This window comes from Ruminococcus sp. AF20-12LB, assembly GCF_003478985.1.
GTDB lineage: Bacteria > Bacillota > Clostridia > Lachnospirales > Lachnospiraceae > Blautia_A.
The window spans coordinates 37,985-52,229 of sequence record NZ_QUGH01000011.1 but is presented as its reverse complement, the minus strand read 5'-3'; the positions used below and the strand labels follow the sequence as shown (position 1 = coordinate 52,229).

Genomic DNA, 14,245 nt, shown 5'->3' with positions numbered 1-14,245 from the left:
GAGGTTATATTTTGGAAAAGAAAAAAATCTGGAAGGATGAGAGAGTTCAGGCAGGAGTTCTTGTCCTGGCAGCATTTCTGCTCCTGACCGCATGGGCGTTCATGCAGCCGCTGGGGGCAGGCCCCGATGAAAAAATGCGCTACATGGTGGCGCAGTATCTTCATGCACATTCGGGAAAGCTGCCTCTTGGAGATGAACCCACCATCCGTGATGCGACCTGGGGGATTTCCTATGCTTATTATCCGATCCTTTCCTACATGGTATCTGCTGTATTTATGGGAATCGCAGGTCTGTTCCATGCATCTGCAGACGGATTGCTCCATGCGGCGAGAATGGCAGATGTGCTCTTTGTGACCGGAGCGGTATATTTTGTGGTGAAAGCATCCGGAAAGCTCTTTCCGAAAGAGGGAAGATGGCTGTTTGCCGCACTGGCAGGCTTTATGCCGCAGGCATTGTTTCTGGGAACTTATGTAAATACGGATTCCCTGGCACTTTTATCCATGGCGATGATCCTGTATTCCTGGGCCTGTTATTTGGAAGCGGGAGACTGGAGCTTCAGAAATTCAATCCTTCTGGCTGTTGGAATGGCAGTCTGTGCACTGTCCTACTATAATGCCTACGGATGGATCTTATGCAGTTTCCTGTTTTTCTGCCTGACAGTCCTTCTGTGCAGGGAAGAGCCGGTAAAACAGAGAGTTGCATTTCTGTTCCGGAGAGGGATCGTGATCGCGGCAGTAACCCTTGCTTTATGCGGCTGGTGGTTTATACGAAATGCCGTTCTCTATGACGGAGATCTTATCGGAAGAAAGGCCTGTGCACAGTGTGCGGAAAAATATGCGGCTGTTGATTACAGGCCGTCCAGATACCCTACACCGGAGAAGCTGAACTGGTCATGGAAGGATATCCTTCTGTATCAGGACCCGGGCTGGCAGCATAACTGGCTGCTGACAGTTCTGGTAAGCTTTATCGGAACCTTTGGCCTGATGCAGATCTATATGCCTTATAGTGTGAGCAAGGCATATTTCCTGTTCTTTGGAATGGGTGGGATCGGTATTTTGACCATGTTGGGAATGTTTTATCCGAAGAAACGTACTGTGGTAAAAGAACGAAAAGCAGCAGGAAGTGAAAAGCTGAAGATAAAAACGATAACAGTGTACGATAAATGGGACAGAAAAGGAATCTTTCATCTGTTGCTGATCCTTCTGATCCTGATCCCTGTGGGTCTGTTTATGTATTATGTATATTATAGTGACAACCAGGCACAGGGACGTTATATCATGCCGGCACTGTATCCGGCTATGTATTTTGTGACAGCCGGCTGGAACCGTCTGCTTGAGCGTTTTGTAAAAAAAGAAAATATCAGAATGTGGATATACCGGGTCCTGACAGCACTTCTGGCTGCTTCTCCGTTTTTATGCTATATCTTTCTGGTAGTTCCATTTTATGGCTGACACCCCGATGGGTGAGATGGCAGAAAAAAATCCCTTCTATGTATCCGGGTATGACCGGTACATAGGAGGGATTTTTTAATTCTGAAGTATATCCGCTTGGGAACCAAGATCAGGAACGGATGATCCGGATCATGCGCCACAGCAGAAGGATAAGGAGCAGGATGCCCACACCGCCAATGGCAAAATACGGGATCTGGGATCTGGATTCGGAATAAGCTTTTGCAGAATCCATGTTTTCATCATTTTCCAGTACATCGGAGGAGCTTTCCTGGGAGGAATCCTCGACTACTGCAGTTCCCACCTGAGTTCCGCCAAAGGAGTAGGTGCGTAAGATCTGACCGTCAGATTCCGTATCTTCCGTAGTCAGGTCGTCTGCGGTCGCACCGGATGGAACCATTACAGTGCCGCCGGACAGGATGTGAAAATCATCCTCGCTGAGATCCAGAAGCTGGAAATTGGAAAAACCGTAATCCAGAAGAGAGATCGCTTCGTTGGCTGTCTGACCGGTAGCTCCGTTCATGACTACAGCGATCAGAGTAGTACCATTTCGCTGCGCAGCTGTGACAAGAACGCTTCCGGAAGCAGTGGTGGTACTTTCGCGGCCGCCGATGCATCCTTCATAATAGGAAGCGGATGCAGGATCTGTCATGGTAAAAGAGCTTGTCAGGTTACGGGTACCGCCGGAAACATTGGTAGCCGGGATCGTATAGGAGGTGGCTCCGGAGATGGTGCGGAAGCTGTCATTACTGATAGCTGCCTGCATGATCAGAGCCAGATCATGTGCTGTGGTATGCTGAGCGTCATCCGGAAGACCGGTAGGATTGGTAAATACTGTATTGGTGCATCCAAGTTCTCGGGCACGGTCGTTCATTTTCTGGACAAATGCATCTACAGATCCACCAATCTGTTCTGCAATCTGGAGGGCAATGTCATTGGCAGAGGCCAGCATCAGAGCGTAAAGGCACTGCTCCATGGTAAATACCTCTCCGAGCTGTGAGGAAATATGAGCGCCTCCGTCTGTAACACCGGATACACCGGTTTCTGTCATGGTAACCTGATCGTCAAGCTGGCTGTTCTCCAGTGCCAGAAGACAGGTCATGATCTTAACTGCGCCGGCCGGAGAAAGCGTGGTGTCCATATCCTTGGCGTAGAGGAGCGTATCGGAAGTATCTTCCATGATCACGGCAGATGCGGAAGTGATCTCAGGCCCCTGAGGCCATCCGCTGATCCCATTGGTGGTAATACCGGAGGATGCAGCAACAGCGGTTTCTTCTGTGGCGAAAACCGGAGTCTGGAACACCATGGAAGCTGAGATCCCAATAGCCAGAAGCGCTGTGGTTATTCTTGATTTTTTCATGATAAATGGTACTCCTGTATAAAAAATAATTCTTATGTAAGCAATACATACGTAAGCCTAGTATAACACATTTCCTCTCTTCCTTGCAAAAAAAATGATGGAATGGTAAAATATGTTCATCAAACTGTTACTGTTCACTGGAAATGTTCCGCGAAGCGTGTTGCTGAGAACGGAGTGAACAGTAACATCAAACTGAGTAATACGGAGATAATATATGAGTAAAGATGATTCTACAGGAAAGATCCAATGGGACAGACTTATAAAGAAGCTTTCCCCCTATACAGTACAGAAGGGATTAAGATACCTGAAGCATTATGGCCTGAAAGAGTTCTGGATCCGGCTTCATGAGCGTTTTGAGCCGGAAGAGGTTCCCTACGGACCATGGTATGAGGCATACAGACCTGACGAGGAAACACTGGAGAAGCAGCGGAAACGCAAATTTCCGGATGGGCCGCTGATCAGCATTGTGGTACCTGCATATCTGACACCGGAGCGTTTTTTAAGACAGATGCTGGACTCTCTCCTTGCACAGACATATGAGAACTGGGAGCTGTGTCTGGCAAACGGAAGCCCGGAGGATCCGGACATGCAGACTGTGCTGAAATCCTATGCAGAGATGGACAGGAGGATCCGCTATCAGGACCTGAAAGAAAATCTTGGCATTGCAGAAAATACAAACGCGGCTTTTGCCATGGCAAAGGGTGATTTTATCGCACTTCTGGATCATGATGATCTGCTGGCCCCCAATGCATTGTATGAGATCGCGGCGGCATTGGAGGAGCATCCGGAGGCGGATGTGATCTATACAGATGAGGATAAGGTCACGACAGATCTTTCTGAACATTTTCAGCCCCATCTGAAACCGGACTTTAACCTGGATCTTTTAAGATCCAATAATTATATCTGCCATTTTCTGGTGGTAAGACGTTCAGTAGTGCAGACGGTGGGCGGATTCCGTCGGGAATTTGACGGCGCCCAGGATTATGATTTCATTTTCCGCTGTGTGGAGCAGGCAAGGGAAGTGGTCCATGTACCGGAGATCCTTTATCACTGGAGGACACACAAATCCTCCACAGCAGATAATCCGGCAAGCAAGATGTATGCTTTTGAAGCCGGCAGACGTGCCATTGAGGGGAATCTCAAACGGACCGGAACTCCGGGAACCGTGGAGCATACTCCGGATTTTGGATTTTACCGTGTGAAGTATCCGGTGCAGGGAGAACCTCTGGTTTCTGTTATCATTCCGAACCGTGAGGAGAAAGAAACGCTTCAGGCTTGCGTGGAATCCATTTTTGAAAAAACTGCCTACAAAAATTACGAGATCATCATTGTGGAGAATAACAGTAGCTCCGAGGAGATCTTCCGGTATTACAGAAAGCTTTCGGAGGATCCCAGGGTTCATCTGATCCGCTGGAAAAAAGGCTTCAACTATTCTGCCATCAACAATTTCGGGGTGCGCCATGCCAAGGGAGATTACCTGCTTTTTCTGAATAATGACGTTAAGGTCATCGATCCGGACTGGATGTCAGAGATGCTGAGCGTGTGCCAGCGTAAGGAAACAGGTGCAGTCGGCGTCAAGCTGATCTATCCGGACAACACCATTCAGCATGCAGGCTGCGTGGTGGGAATGGGCGGAATTGCCGGGAATATGTTTGTGAATATGCCGGCGGAGCGTACCGGATATCTCCATAAGGCCTCTCTTTTGCAGGATATGAGCTGTGTGACTGCAGCATGTATGATGATGAAGAAGGAAGTTTTTCTGGAGGCAGGAGGCTTTACGGAAGAGCTTGCAGTTGCGTTTAATGATGTGGATCTCTGCCTGAAGGTGCGAAGCCACGGTCATCTTATCGTCTATGATCCGTATGTGAAGCTCTATCATTACGAATCCAAGTCAAGAGGCACTGAGGACAGCGAGGAAAAGGTCCGTCGTTTCCAGACGGAGATCGAGTACATGCGCTGTCACTGGCTGGATATCCTGAAAAAAGGAGATCCATACTATAACAAAAATCTTTCTTTAACCAAATGGAATTATTCCCTGAAGCCCCTTCCGGGAATGGGAAAGAAGAAGGGATAAAGCAATGCAGGAAGTATCAGTAGTCATACCAAACTTTAACGGAATGGCATATCTGGATGGTGTTCTTTCCAGTCTTGAAAGACAGACCATCCGTAATTTTGAGGTTATACTGGTGGATAATGGTTCCACTGATGGCAGCTGTGCATTTGTTTCAGCGGAATATCCATGGGTACACATGATACAGCTTCCGGAAAATTACGGCTTCAGCAGAGCCGTCAATGAAGGAATCCGTGCGGCACGTTCCCCATATGTGCTGCTTCTGAACAATGATACGGAAGCGGAACCGGATTTCCTGGAGGAGATGGTTGCTGCCCTGCGCAGACATAAGAAGGCATTTTCCTGTCAGGCAAAGATGATCCAGCTTCATGACAGGGACAAGATGGATGATGCCGGAAATTATTACTGTGCCCTTGGCTGGGCTTTTGCCAGGGGAAAAGGCAAGGACATCAGCCATTATGACCGAGAGCAGAAGATTTTTTCCACCTGTGCGGGAGCTGCGATCTACCGGAAGAAATTTATTGACAGGATCGGAGATTTTGATGAGGAGCATTTTGCTTATCTGGAGGATCTGGACATCGGTTATCGTGCCAGGATCTGCGGTTACCAGAACTGGTATGCTCCCAAAGCGAAGGTTTATCATGTAGGAAGCGGCACCAGCGGTTCCAGATATAATCAGTTCAAGATCCGGTATTCTTCCAGAAACAATATTTATCTTATCTATAAGAATATGCCGTTTCTCCAGATCGTGCTGAACCTTCCGTTCTTTCTGGTGGGATTCGGTGCGAAGATCCTGTTTTTTGCGTCCAAGGGATTCGGACGTGAGTACCTTGCAGGCATCAAAAACGGCTTTCAGATCAGTCGCAAAAACAAAAAAGTCAGATTTTCCATGAGGAATCTTCCGCGTTATATACAGCTCCAGTTTGAACTCTGGATTAACATTTTTAGGCGTTTTGCCGGTTAAGACATCATATTTTCACAGAATTTTTATATTTCGGAGGGAAGATTTTATTGCTTTTGAGTTTCATCTATTATAAGATAAAAGCAATGAACTTAAATGAGGTGGCGGAAATTGATTAAAGATAACCAGAAAAATTTCAGTCGTCTCCATATGCTGATCGATGTATTTGTGATCGCGGCCTCCTATGCCCTGGCCTGGCTGATCCGTTTTCAGGGAATTTTTGAGCATTCGGCGGTCCAGTCCAAGACCGTCCAGGAATATATGTTTATGCTGATATTCATTATTCCGGGATATTTACTTCTTTATCAGGCCTTTGATCTTTATACACCGATGCGAATGCAGGGGCGTCGTCTCGTACTTGCCGGAATTGTGAAGGCAAATGCGTTAGGGCTCCTTATCATCATGTTTGCACTTTACAATTTTAAAGAGTTGGACTATTCCCGTCTTACTCTGGTTTCTTTCTGTGTGATCAATATCGTCCTGGAATGGTTTGTGCGTATGGTCATATTTTACATTCTCCGGGATATGCGCAAAAAAGGAATGAACCAGAAACAGGTGCTGCTGGTAGGATACAGCCGTGCTGCCGAGGAATATGTAGACAGGATCCTGCAGAATCCGCAATGGGGATACGTGATCAGGGGCATACTGGATGACAATGTGCCGGCAGGCACTACTTATAAAGGCGTTAAGGTGATCGGTCGAATCGCCAATCTGATGATCATCCTTCCATCCAGTCGTCTGGATGAGATAGCCATTACCCTGGGCTTAAGTGAGTATTATCGTCTGGAAGAGATCGTTGCACTCTGTGAAAAATCCGGCGTGCACACAAAATTTATTCCGGACTATAATAATATTATTCCGACCAAACCATATACAGAAGATATTCTCGGGCTTCCGGTGATCAATATCCGGTATGTGCCCCTGAGCAACACGTTTAATGCACTGATCAAGAGATCTATGGATATTGCAGGCGCGATCGTTGCGATCATTGTGTCCTCCCCGGTGATGCTGGTGCTGTGTATGCTGATCAAGCTGACCTCGCCGGGACCGCTGATCTATAAGCAGGAACGTGTCGGGCTTCACAATCAGACTTTCCGGATGTATAAATTCCGTTCCATGGAGATCCAGAAAGAATCAGAAGAAAAAAAGGCGTGGACAGTAAAGAATGATCCAAGAGTTACCGGAATCGGTAAATTTATGCGTCATACCAGTCTGGATGAGCTTCCACAGCTTTTTAACATTCTGAAGGGTGAGATGAGTCTTGTGGGACCAAGACCGGAGCGGCCGTTTTTTGTAGAAAAGTTTAGGGAGGAGATACCACGTTATATGGTCAAGCATCAGGTGCGGCCGGGTCTTACCGGGTGGGCGCAGGTAAATGGCTATCGTGGAGATACTTCTATCAGAAAAAGGATAGAGTGTGATCTGTATTATATCGAAAACTGGTCTGTGGGATTTGATATAAAGATCATGTTTCTTACCATATTCAAAGGATTTATTAATAAGAACGCATACTAAAAAGGGGAAAAGGAAAAGATGTCAAAACCTCGGAAAAAAAGCAAGAAGATTTTATTTATCCTGGAAATCGTTGTACTGCTCCTGTTTATCGGAGGTCTGTTCGTTTATGGTCAGATCTCAGCCAAACTGGATAAGATCGACATCCAGGAAACAGATCTTGCAGACCAGGATATTGTAACTAATGATCAGGCACCGCAGATGACGGGATATACCACCTATGCACTGTTCGGACTGGACCACAGAAGCAAGAACGAGAAGCTGAACACAGAGAACAGTGATACCATCATCATTGCGAGTATCAACAATGATACGAAGGCAGTCAAACTTGTGTCTGTCTATAGAGATACCCTTCTCAATGTAAAGGATGATACCTATTCCAAAGCCAATTCGGCATATGCACTTGGCGGACCGACCAATGCGGTTTCCATGCTGAATACCAATCTGGATCTGAATATCACCGATTATGTTGCTATTGATTTTGATGCACTGGTAACTGTGGTAGACTGCCTGGGAGGGCTGGACATCCCTCTTTCCTATGCGGAAATCGTTCATATGAACAATTACTGTGTGGAGACATCAGAGGAAACCGGAAAGAGCTACACACCGGTTGAACTGCCGGATCCGAAGCCGGAGGATGAGGAAGCGATCGTAGATACCTATCATCTTAATGGCGTGCAGGCTACCTCCTACTGCCGTATCCGTTATACTGCAAGTCTTGATATGGGGCGTACCGAGAGACAGAGACGAGTGATCCAGATGATCGTGGACAAGGCAAAAAAGGCAGGTCTTTCTACTATCTTTGATATTATGGATCAGGTTTTCCCGATGGTCAAAACTTCCGTTTCCAAGACAGAGATCCTGAAGATGATCCCGGCTATGATCGGTTACAGCATTGATGAGACTACAGGTTTCCCGAATGATTACAAATTTGCCCAGGTAAAGGGCAGTGTTATCGTACCTACCACACTGGAATCCAATGTTCTGAAGATACATCAGTTCCTGTATGGAGACGCCAGTTACACTCCGACGCAGGACGTGCTCAACAGAAGTGCCCAGATTACAAATATCGCAGGCGGAGGTGATGTGCAGGACACTGCACCTGCGGTGACAGATACACCAAATGACACAACGGATGATTCGTACACGTGGCAGGGAGATACATCCACAGATTACAGCAGTACGGACACAAGTGGCGATGCTGATTACAGCGCAGACACAGATTATGATGCCGATTACTCCGGAGACGATTACAGCACAGATACGGACTATTCCGGAGACAATTCCGATACGGATACCGGCGATTATGATACGGATTACAGCGATTATACCGACGGAGAAGATTATTCGGAGAATGAATAAAATATCAAAATGATTAACCAGCAGAAGGGACCATCCAGTAACGGGTGGTCCTTTCTGGACAGGAGACAAATATGAAAACATTAAAAACAGACGTGATCATCCCGGCATACCGTCCGGGAGAAGAGTTTGAAAAACTGCTGGAAAGACTCAGCGCACAGAAATATCCTATCAACAAGATCCTTGTCATGAATACGGAAAAGAAATTCTGGAAAGAAATCTGGGAACAGAAATATCCGCTTGTGGAAGTCCGGCATCTTACAAAAGAAGAATTTGACCATGGTGGTACCAGAAGGCAGGCGGCGGAGCTTTCGGATGCGGAGATCCTTGTATTTATGACACAGGATGCAATGCCGGCAGACAGGGAACTGATCGGAGCACTGGTAGGAGCCCTTGCAGAGAATCCACAGGCAGGAGCCGCTTACGCTCGCCAGCTTCCAAAAAAGGACTGCAGATTTCTGGAAAAATATACCCGTTCCTTTAATTATCCGGAACAGTCCTGCCTGAAAACGGAAAAAGATGTACAGACCCACGGAATTAAAACATATTTCTGCTCCAACGTCTGTGCTGCTTATGATCACAGGATCTATGATGAGATTGGCGGATTTCCGGAGCATGCTATTTTTAATGAAGATATGATCTATGCAGGCTGGATGGTAAAAAAAGGCTATGGAGTTGCCTATGTATCAGAGGCACGGGTGTATCATTCTCACAATTACAGCTGTATGCAGCAGTTCCACAGGAATTTTGATCTGGGAGTTTCCCAGGCAGAACATCCGGAGGTTTTTGAAGGAGTGCCTTCCGAAGGTGAGGGCATCCGACTGGTAAAAAAAAGTATGGCATATCTTCTGAAAACAGGCCACGTATGGCTGATTCCCGGACTGTTTTTGCAGAGTACTTCCAAATACGCCGGATATTTTCTCGGAAAACGATACAAAAAGCTCCCTGAAAAAATGATCCGATCCTGCACCATGAATCCGGAATATTGGAAAAAGAACAAATAAGAGCAGGTCACGGTTTTTTAAAAGAGATATCACAGTTTAAACACAATTCCCTGTTAAACTGTCTTTTATAAGAAAAATAAATGTTACTGAGAACGGAGTGAACAGTAACAGATAAATGCATCAGATAACATAGAAGGGAGCACCAGAGGTATGAGTGAAGAGAATAAATGGGGGACAGGCTTGCCGGATGATGATGAGAATGTTTCGGCAGAACAGAAACCGCTGACGCATCCTTATTCTGAGGGACGCAGGATGCAGGAGAGCGGACAGAACAGTGATGCGGATGCCGGACAGAGTGAAGGTGTTTCGCAGGAGAAAACGAAATACGGACATTATGAGGTGCATCAGCCTCAGGCTGGTAATTATGCCGGTGGAAATATACCGCCCAAAAAGCCGCGGAAAAAGAAGGATTTTTCAGGAAACAACAGCTTTGGAAAAAAAGCAGCCACTGCGGTGGCACTGGCTGTGATCTTTGGGCTGGTGGCCGGAGCAGTTTTTCAGGGTGTGAATATTGCAGCAGATAAATACAGAGGAAACGACAGCGGTACAACGATCGGGAAGACAGAAACGGTTACTGGAACAGAGGACAGTACTGGCAGCAGCTCTGCAGATTCCACTGTGAAGGATATTGTGGCAGAGAGTGGTACAGTGGCTGGTGTAGCTCAGGCGACCATGTCTTCTATCGTTGCCATTACATCCGTCAGTGTACAGGAGATCCCAAACTTTTTCGGATATGGAACGAGGCAGTATCAGAGTGCAGGAAGTGGCTCCGGTATTATTGTAGGAGAAAATGACAGCGAGCTTCTCATTGCGACTAACAACCATGTAGTCTCCGGAGCGACTACACTTACTGTGTGCTTTGCAGGCAGTGATGTGGTAGGAGCGGAAGAAGAAACCCAGGCCATGGCAAGCAGTGACAGCACCGGATTCGGTTCCGATGGAGATGTGGACGTGGATAACGCGGTTTCTGCCAAGATCAAAGGCACCGATGAAGAGAATGACCTGGCAGTAGTGGCAGTGGAAAAATCCGATATTCCGGATGAGACCATGGAGGAGATCAAGATCGCGCAGCTGGGAAGCTCGGACGATCTTGTAGTCGGTGAGCAGGTGGTTGCCATTGGCAATGCACTTGGCTATGGCCAGTCAGTTACCTCCGGATGGGTAAGTGCCCTTAACAGAAGCATCAGTACAGAGGATGGAGAAGCCAGCGGACTGATCCAGACTGATGCAGCTATCAATCCTGGAAACAGTGGCGGTGCACTTCTGAACATGAACGGTGAAGTGATCGGTATCAATGCGGCCAAGTATGCAGACAGTCAGGTGGAAGGCATGGGATATGCTATTCCAATCTCCAAGGCAGAGCCGATCCTGGAAGAACTGATGAACCGCGAAACCAGGGATAAGGTGGAAGATTCTTCGAAGGTAGGATATATGGGAGTCAAGGCTGCCGATCTTACAACAGAAGCCATCCAGATGTATAATATGCCGGCAGGTGCTTTTATTACTGAGGTAACGGAAGGCGGCGCAGCAGATAATGCCGGGATCAAAAAAGGCGATATCATTGTGAAGCTGGATGGACAGAAGGTAAGCGGCAAGGATGACCTTGTTGATAAGCTGCAGTATTATGAGGCAGGAGAAAACATCGAAGTGGTGATCTCCAGGGCGAACAGCGGAGAGTACAAGGAACAGACGATTGAAGTGATCCTCGGAAGCAAACCATCTTCTGACAAATAAAAGAAAATACAGGATAATCATTTATAAACCGGGGAGCTGCATAAGAACATGCAGCTCCCCGGTTTATAAAAACTTAATTTGATACAGCGGGATTATGTGCTATAATATGCATAATAAAAACCAGAAAGGAAATGTTATGGCAGATCAGTTTGATAATAATAAAGACAATGACCAGGAGCAGAAATACGAGAAATTCTGTTTTTTATGCCGCAGACCGGAGAGTCAGGCAGGGAAGATGATCGACCTTCCCAATCATATACATATCTGTGCAGATTGCATGCAGAAAAGCTTTGATACTATGAATACCCAGATGAATAATGGAAATTATTCCGATCTTTTTAACATGCCGAATGTGAGCATGATCGATCTCAGCAGTTTCCAGAATCCCGGAAACCAGGCGAAGAAGATCAAGAAAAAATCAGAGACTCCGAAGCCGGTGATCGATCTCAAAGATATTCCTGCACCACATAAGATCAAGGCAACCCTGGATGAATATGTGATCGGACAGGAATATGCCAAGAAGGTAATGTCTGTAGGCGTATACAACCATTATAAGAGGGTTGCCACAGATACCATGGATGATATTGAGATCGAGAAATCCAATATGCTGATGATCGGACCTACAGGCTGCGGTAAGACTTATCTGGTAAAGATGCTTGCCAGACTTCTTCAGGTACCGCTTGCCATTGCAGATGCCACATCTCTTACAGAGGCCGGTTATATCGGTGATGATATCGAGAGCGTAGTATCCAAGCTGCTTGCAGCTGCGGATAATGATGTGGAGAAGGCAGAGCACGGGATCATTTTCATCGATGAGATCGATAAGATCGCAAAGAAGAAGAATACCAACCAGAGAGATGTCAGCGGAGAGGCTGTCCAGCAGGGACTTCTGAAACTTCTGGAGGGAAGTGAAGTGGAAGTTCCGGTAGGTGCTAGCAGCAAGAATGCCATGGTACCTATGGTGACTGTAAATACAAGGAACATTCTGTTTATCTGTGGCGGTGCGTTCCCGGATCTTGAGAATATCATCAAAGAAAGACTGAATAAACAGGCATCTATTGGATTTTATGCAGATCTGAAGGACAAATATGATGATGATCCGCATGTGCTGGAGAAAGTAACTGTAGATGACCTCCGAGCATTTGGAATGATTCCGGAATTTATCGGTCGTCTTCCGATCATCTTTACCCTGAACGGGCTGACGGAAGATATGCTTGTGAAGATCCTCAAGGAGCCGAAGAACGCCATTCTGAAACAGTACAAGAAGCTTCTGGCACTGGATGAAGTAAAACTGGAGTTTGAGGACGGTGCCTTACATGCCATTGCGCGTAAGGCATTGGAACGCCATACAGGAGCCAGAGCTCTCCGGGCTATCCTAGAGGAGTATATGCTGGATATCATGTATGAGATCCCCAAGGACGACAATATCGGTGAGGTTGTGATCACAGAGGGATACATTCGGGGCAACGGAGGTCCGAAGATCCTTATGCGTGGCCAGGAGATCCCGGCACTGGAAGGATAAGAAACAAGAAGATTCTTTAATATATAAAGGAGCGTGACAGACATGGAAAAAAGCAGTTTTTGGGATGATCTGGGAAACACACTGACAAGAAAGGCAAAGGGCTTAAGTTCCAGGGCAGAGAATCTCTATGAGATCCAGAAGATCCGTAACAAGCTCTCTGCACAGGAGCGTATGACCGAAAAGCTGATGATGGATATCGGAAAGATGATCTATACACGTTATGAGCAGGGAGAAGCCGTTGACGGTGAGACGGGAGCTATCTGCGAGGAGATCAGCCAGCATATGCTGGAGGCAGATCACTACAGAGATGCGATCGCTGCCAGCAAAGGGGAGAAGTTTTGCCCGGCCTGCCATAAGGCGGTGATGCGGGAGGCCAGCTTCTGTCCGTATTGCGGAGCGGCGTGTCCTACAGCGGAGCTGGAAGAGAAAGCAGCCGATGTGATCGAGCAGGCAGATGAGGAACTGAAAGAGGCTGCTGAGGCAGAGGTGACAGAAGTATCGGAGACAGCAGAAGAGCCGGAAGCAGAAGAAGCTGCAGAAGAAGCTGCAGAAGTAGTGGAAACAGCAGAAACCGCAGAAGCGTCAGAAATAGAAACATCAGGATCGGATCCGGAATTGGAAGTGGAATCTGCAGGAACAGAGGAGCCTGCGGCTGATCCGGAAAATACAGAAACAACAGAAGAAAAAACAGAATAACCATGAGTATATCAGGCAGGCTTTCCCCAGCGGGAGCCTGCCTGAGTATTATGCAGATCACAGAAATAAGGAGAGGGAATAATGTTGTGGAATTTACTGACGGCGGGAATCTTTGGTACAGACTATTATATAAAGAAGAAAATCAACACATTGGAAGAGAAAAATCTGAAGAAAAAGTATCTGGGAGGCAGGCTGATCGTAAGAAACTGCCATAATCACGGGATGATGCTTGGGATATTAAAAAACATAGATAAAGAACTTCTGAGAAATCTTGCATCTATGGTGCTGGGCGGTGCGATCTGGGAGTACATACGTACTTCCGGAGAAAAAGGCACACGCATATCCAAGCTTGGGCTTTCAATGATCCTGGGCGGCGGTCTGAATAATTATACGGAACGGCGCAGAAAGGGATACGTTACGGATTATGTGAGCCTGAATGTGGAAAACCCGAAGCTTAAGAAGGTCGTATTTAATGTTTCGGATCTTTTCATATTTGCAGGTGTGCTTCTCTGGGGCGGGAGAGAGATCTTTTCTGAAAAAGAAAAATAGTAACTATTTAGAAGGTAACTGTGAGGGTA

General features: G+C 46.7%; 11 protein-coding genes. 10 read left to right on the top strand and 1 reads right to left on the bottom strand.

Going from position 1 to position 14,245, the window contains the following annotated elements:
- The first annotated feature begins 11 nt into the window (after nucleotides 1-11).
- Nucleotides 12-1,451: an ArnT family glycosyltransferase gene (locus DWX61_RS13735; RefSeq protein ID WP_243119195.1), complete on the top strand. Its 1,440-nt coding sequence runs from the start codon at nucleotides 12-14 to the stop codon at nucleotides 1,449-1,451.
- Between the two features lie 109 nt (nucleotides 1,452-1,560).
- Here DWX61_RS13735 and DWX61_RS13730 read toward each other — a convergent pair whose 3' ends face one another.
- Complete coding sequence (locus DWX61_RS13730) at nucleotides 1,561-2,808, bottom strand: D-alanyl-D-alanine carboxypeptidase family protein (RefSeq protein WP_118625856.1); 1,248 nt, start codon at nucleotides 2,806-2,808, stop codon at nucleotides 1,561-1,563.
- 214 nt (nucleotides 2,809-3,022) lie between these two features.
- Here DWX61_RS13730 and DWX61_RS13725 point away from each other — a divergent pair, with 214 nt between their 5' ends.
- The 9 genes from DWX61_RS13725 (at nucleotide 3,023) to DWX61_RS13685 (ending at nucleotide 14,216) form a co-directional block, all read left to right on the top strand.
- Complete coding sequence (locus DWX61_RS13725; RefSeq protein WP_118625854.1) at nucleotides 3,023-4,882, top strand: glycosyltransferase family 2 protein; 1,860 nt, start codon at nucleotides 3,023-3,025, stop codon at nucleotides 4,880-4,882.
- Nucleotides 4,883-4,886: 4 nt separating this feature from the next.
- Nucleotides 4,887-5,843 (top strand): glycosyltransferase family 2 protein, encoded by a 957-nt coding sequence (locus tag DWX61_RS13720; RefSeq protein WP_118625852.1) that lies wholly within the window; start codon nucleotides 4,887-4,889, stop codon nucleotides 5,841-5,843.
- Between the two features lie 108 nt (nucleotides 5,844-5,951).
- Nucleotides 5,952-7,355, top strand: a complete 1,404-nt coding sequence (locus DWX61_RS13715; RefSeq protein WP_022426969.1) for an undecaprenyl-phosphate glucose phosphotransferase — start codon at nucleotides 5,952-5,954, stop codon at nucleotides 7,353-7,355.
- Nucleotides 7,356-7,373: 18 nt separating this feature from the next.
- The gene (locus tag DWX61_RS13710) at nucleotides 7,374-8,714 is read left to right on the top strand and encodes an LCP family protein (RefSeq protein ID WP_118625850.1); all 1,341 of its coding nucleotides are present in this window, start codon (nucleotides 7,374-7,376) and stop codon (nucleotides 8,712-8,714) included.
- Between the two features lie 71 nt (nucleotides 8,715-8,785).
- Nucleotides 8,786-9,715 (top strand): glycosyltransferase family 2 protein, encoded by a 930-nt coding sequence (locus DWX61_RS13705; protein WP_118625848.1) that lies wholly within the window; start codon nucleotides 8,786-8,788, stop codon nucleotides 9,713-9,715.
- A gap of 150 nt (nucleotides 9,716-9,865) precedes the next feature.
- Entirely contained in the window at nucleotides 9,866-11,449 is a 1,584-nt protein-coding gene (locus tag DWX61_RS13700) for a S1C family serine protease (RefSeq protein ID WP_118625846.1), read from the top strand.
- Between the two features lie 136 nt (nucleotides 11,450-11,585).
- Entirely contained in the window at nucleotides 11,586-12,971 is a 1,386-nt protein-coding gene (clpX, locus tag DWX61_RS13695; RefSeq protein WP_182434010.1) for an ATP-dependent Clp protease ATP-binding subunit ClpX, read from the top strand.
- 42 nt (nucleotides 12,972-13,013) lie between these two features.
- Nucleotides 13,014-13,667 carry a zinc ribbon domain-containing protein gene (locus DWX61_RS13690; protein ID WP_118512961.1) on the top strand — a complete coding sequence of 218 codons (654 nt, stop codon included), beginning with the start codon at nucleotides 13,014-13,016 and terminating at the stop codon, nucleotides 13,665-13,667.
- Nucleotides 13,668-13,748: 81 nt separating this feature from the next.
- Nucleotides 13,749-14,216 carry a signal peptidase II gene (locus DWX61_RS13685; RefSeq protein WP_118512960.1) on the top strand — a complete coding sequence of 156 codons (468 nt, stop codon included), beginning with the start codon at nucleotides 13,749-13,751 and terminating at the stop codon, nucleotides 14,214-14,216.
- Nucleotides 14,217-14,245 lie beyond the last annotated feature (29 nt).

What these genes read in the sequence shown, in the direction of transcription:
- DWX61_RS13730 (WP_118625856.1), bottom strand. Translation starts at nt 2,808, where the DNA reads ATGAAAAAATCAAGAATAACCACAGCGCTTCTGGCTATTGGGATCTCA.
- DWX61_RS13725 (WP_118625854.1), top strand. Translation starts at nt 3,023, where the DNA reads ATGAGTAAAGATGATTCTACAGGAAAGATCCAATGGGACAGACTTATA.
- DWX61_RS13720 (WP_118625852.1), top strand. Translation starts at nt 4,887, where the DNA reads ATGCAGGAAGTATCAGTAGTCATACCAAACTTTAACGGAATGGCATAT.
- DWX61_RS13710 (WP_118625850.1), top strand. Translation starts at nt 7,374, where the DNA reads ATGTCAAAACCTCGGAAAAAAAGCAAGAAGATTTTATTTATCCTGGAA.
- DWX61_RS13705 (WP_118625848.1), top strand. Translation starts at nt 8,786, where the DNA reads ATGAAAACATTAAAAACAGACGTGATCATCCCGGCATACCGTCCGGGA.
- DWX61_RS13700 (WP_118625846.1), top strand. Translation starts at nt 9,866, where the DNA reads ATGAGTGAAGAGAATAAATGGGGGACAGGCTTGCCGGATGATGATGAG.
- clpX (WP_182434010.1), top strand. Translation starts at nt 11,586, where the DNA reads ATGGCAGATCAGTTTGATAATAATAAAGACAATGACCAGGAGCAGAAA.
- DWX61_RS13690 (WP_118512961.1), top strand. Translation starts at nt 13,014, where the DNA reads ATGGAAAAAAGCAGTTTTTGGGATGATCTGGGAAACACACTGACAAGA.
- DWX61_RS13685 (WP_118512960.1), top strand. Translation starts at nt 13,749, where the DNA reads ATGTTGTGGAATTTACTGACGGCGGGAATCTTTGGTACAGACTATTAT.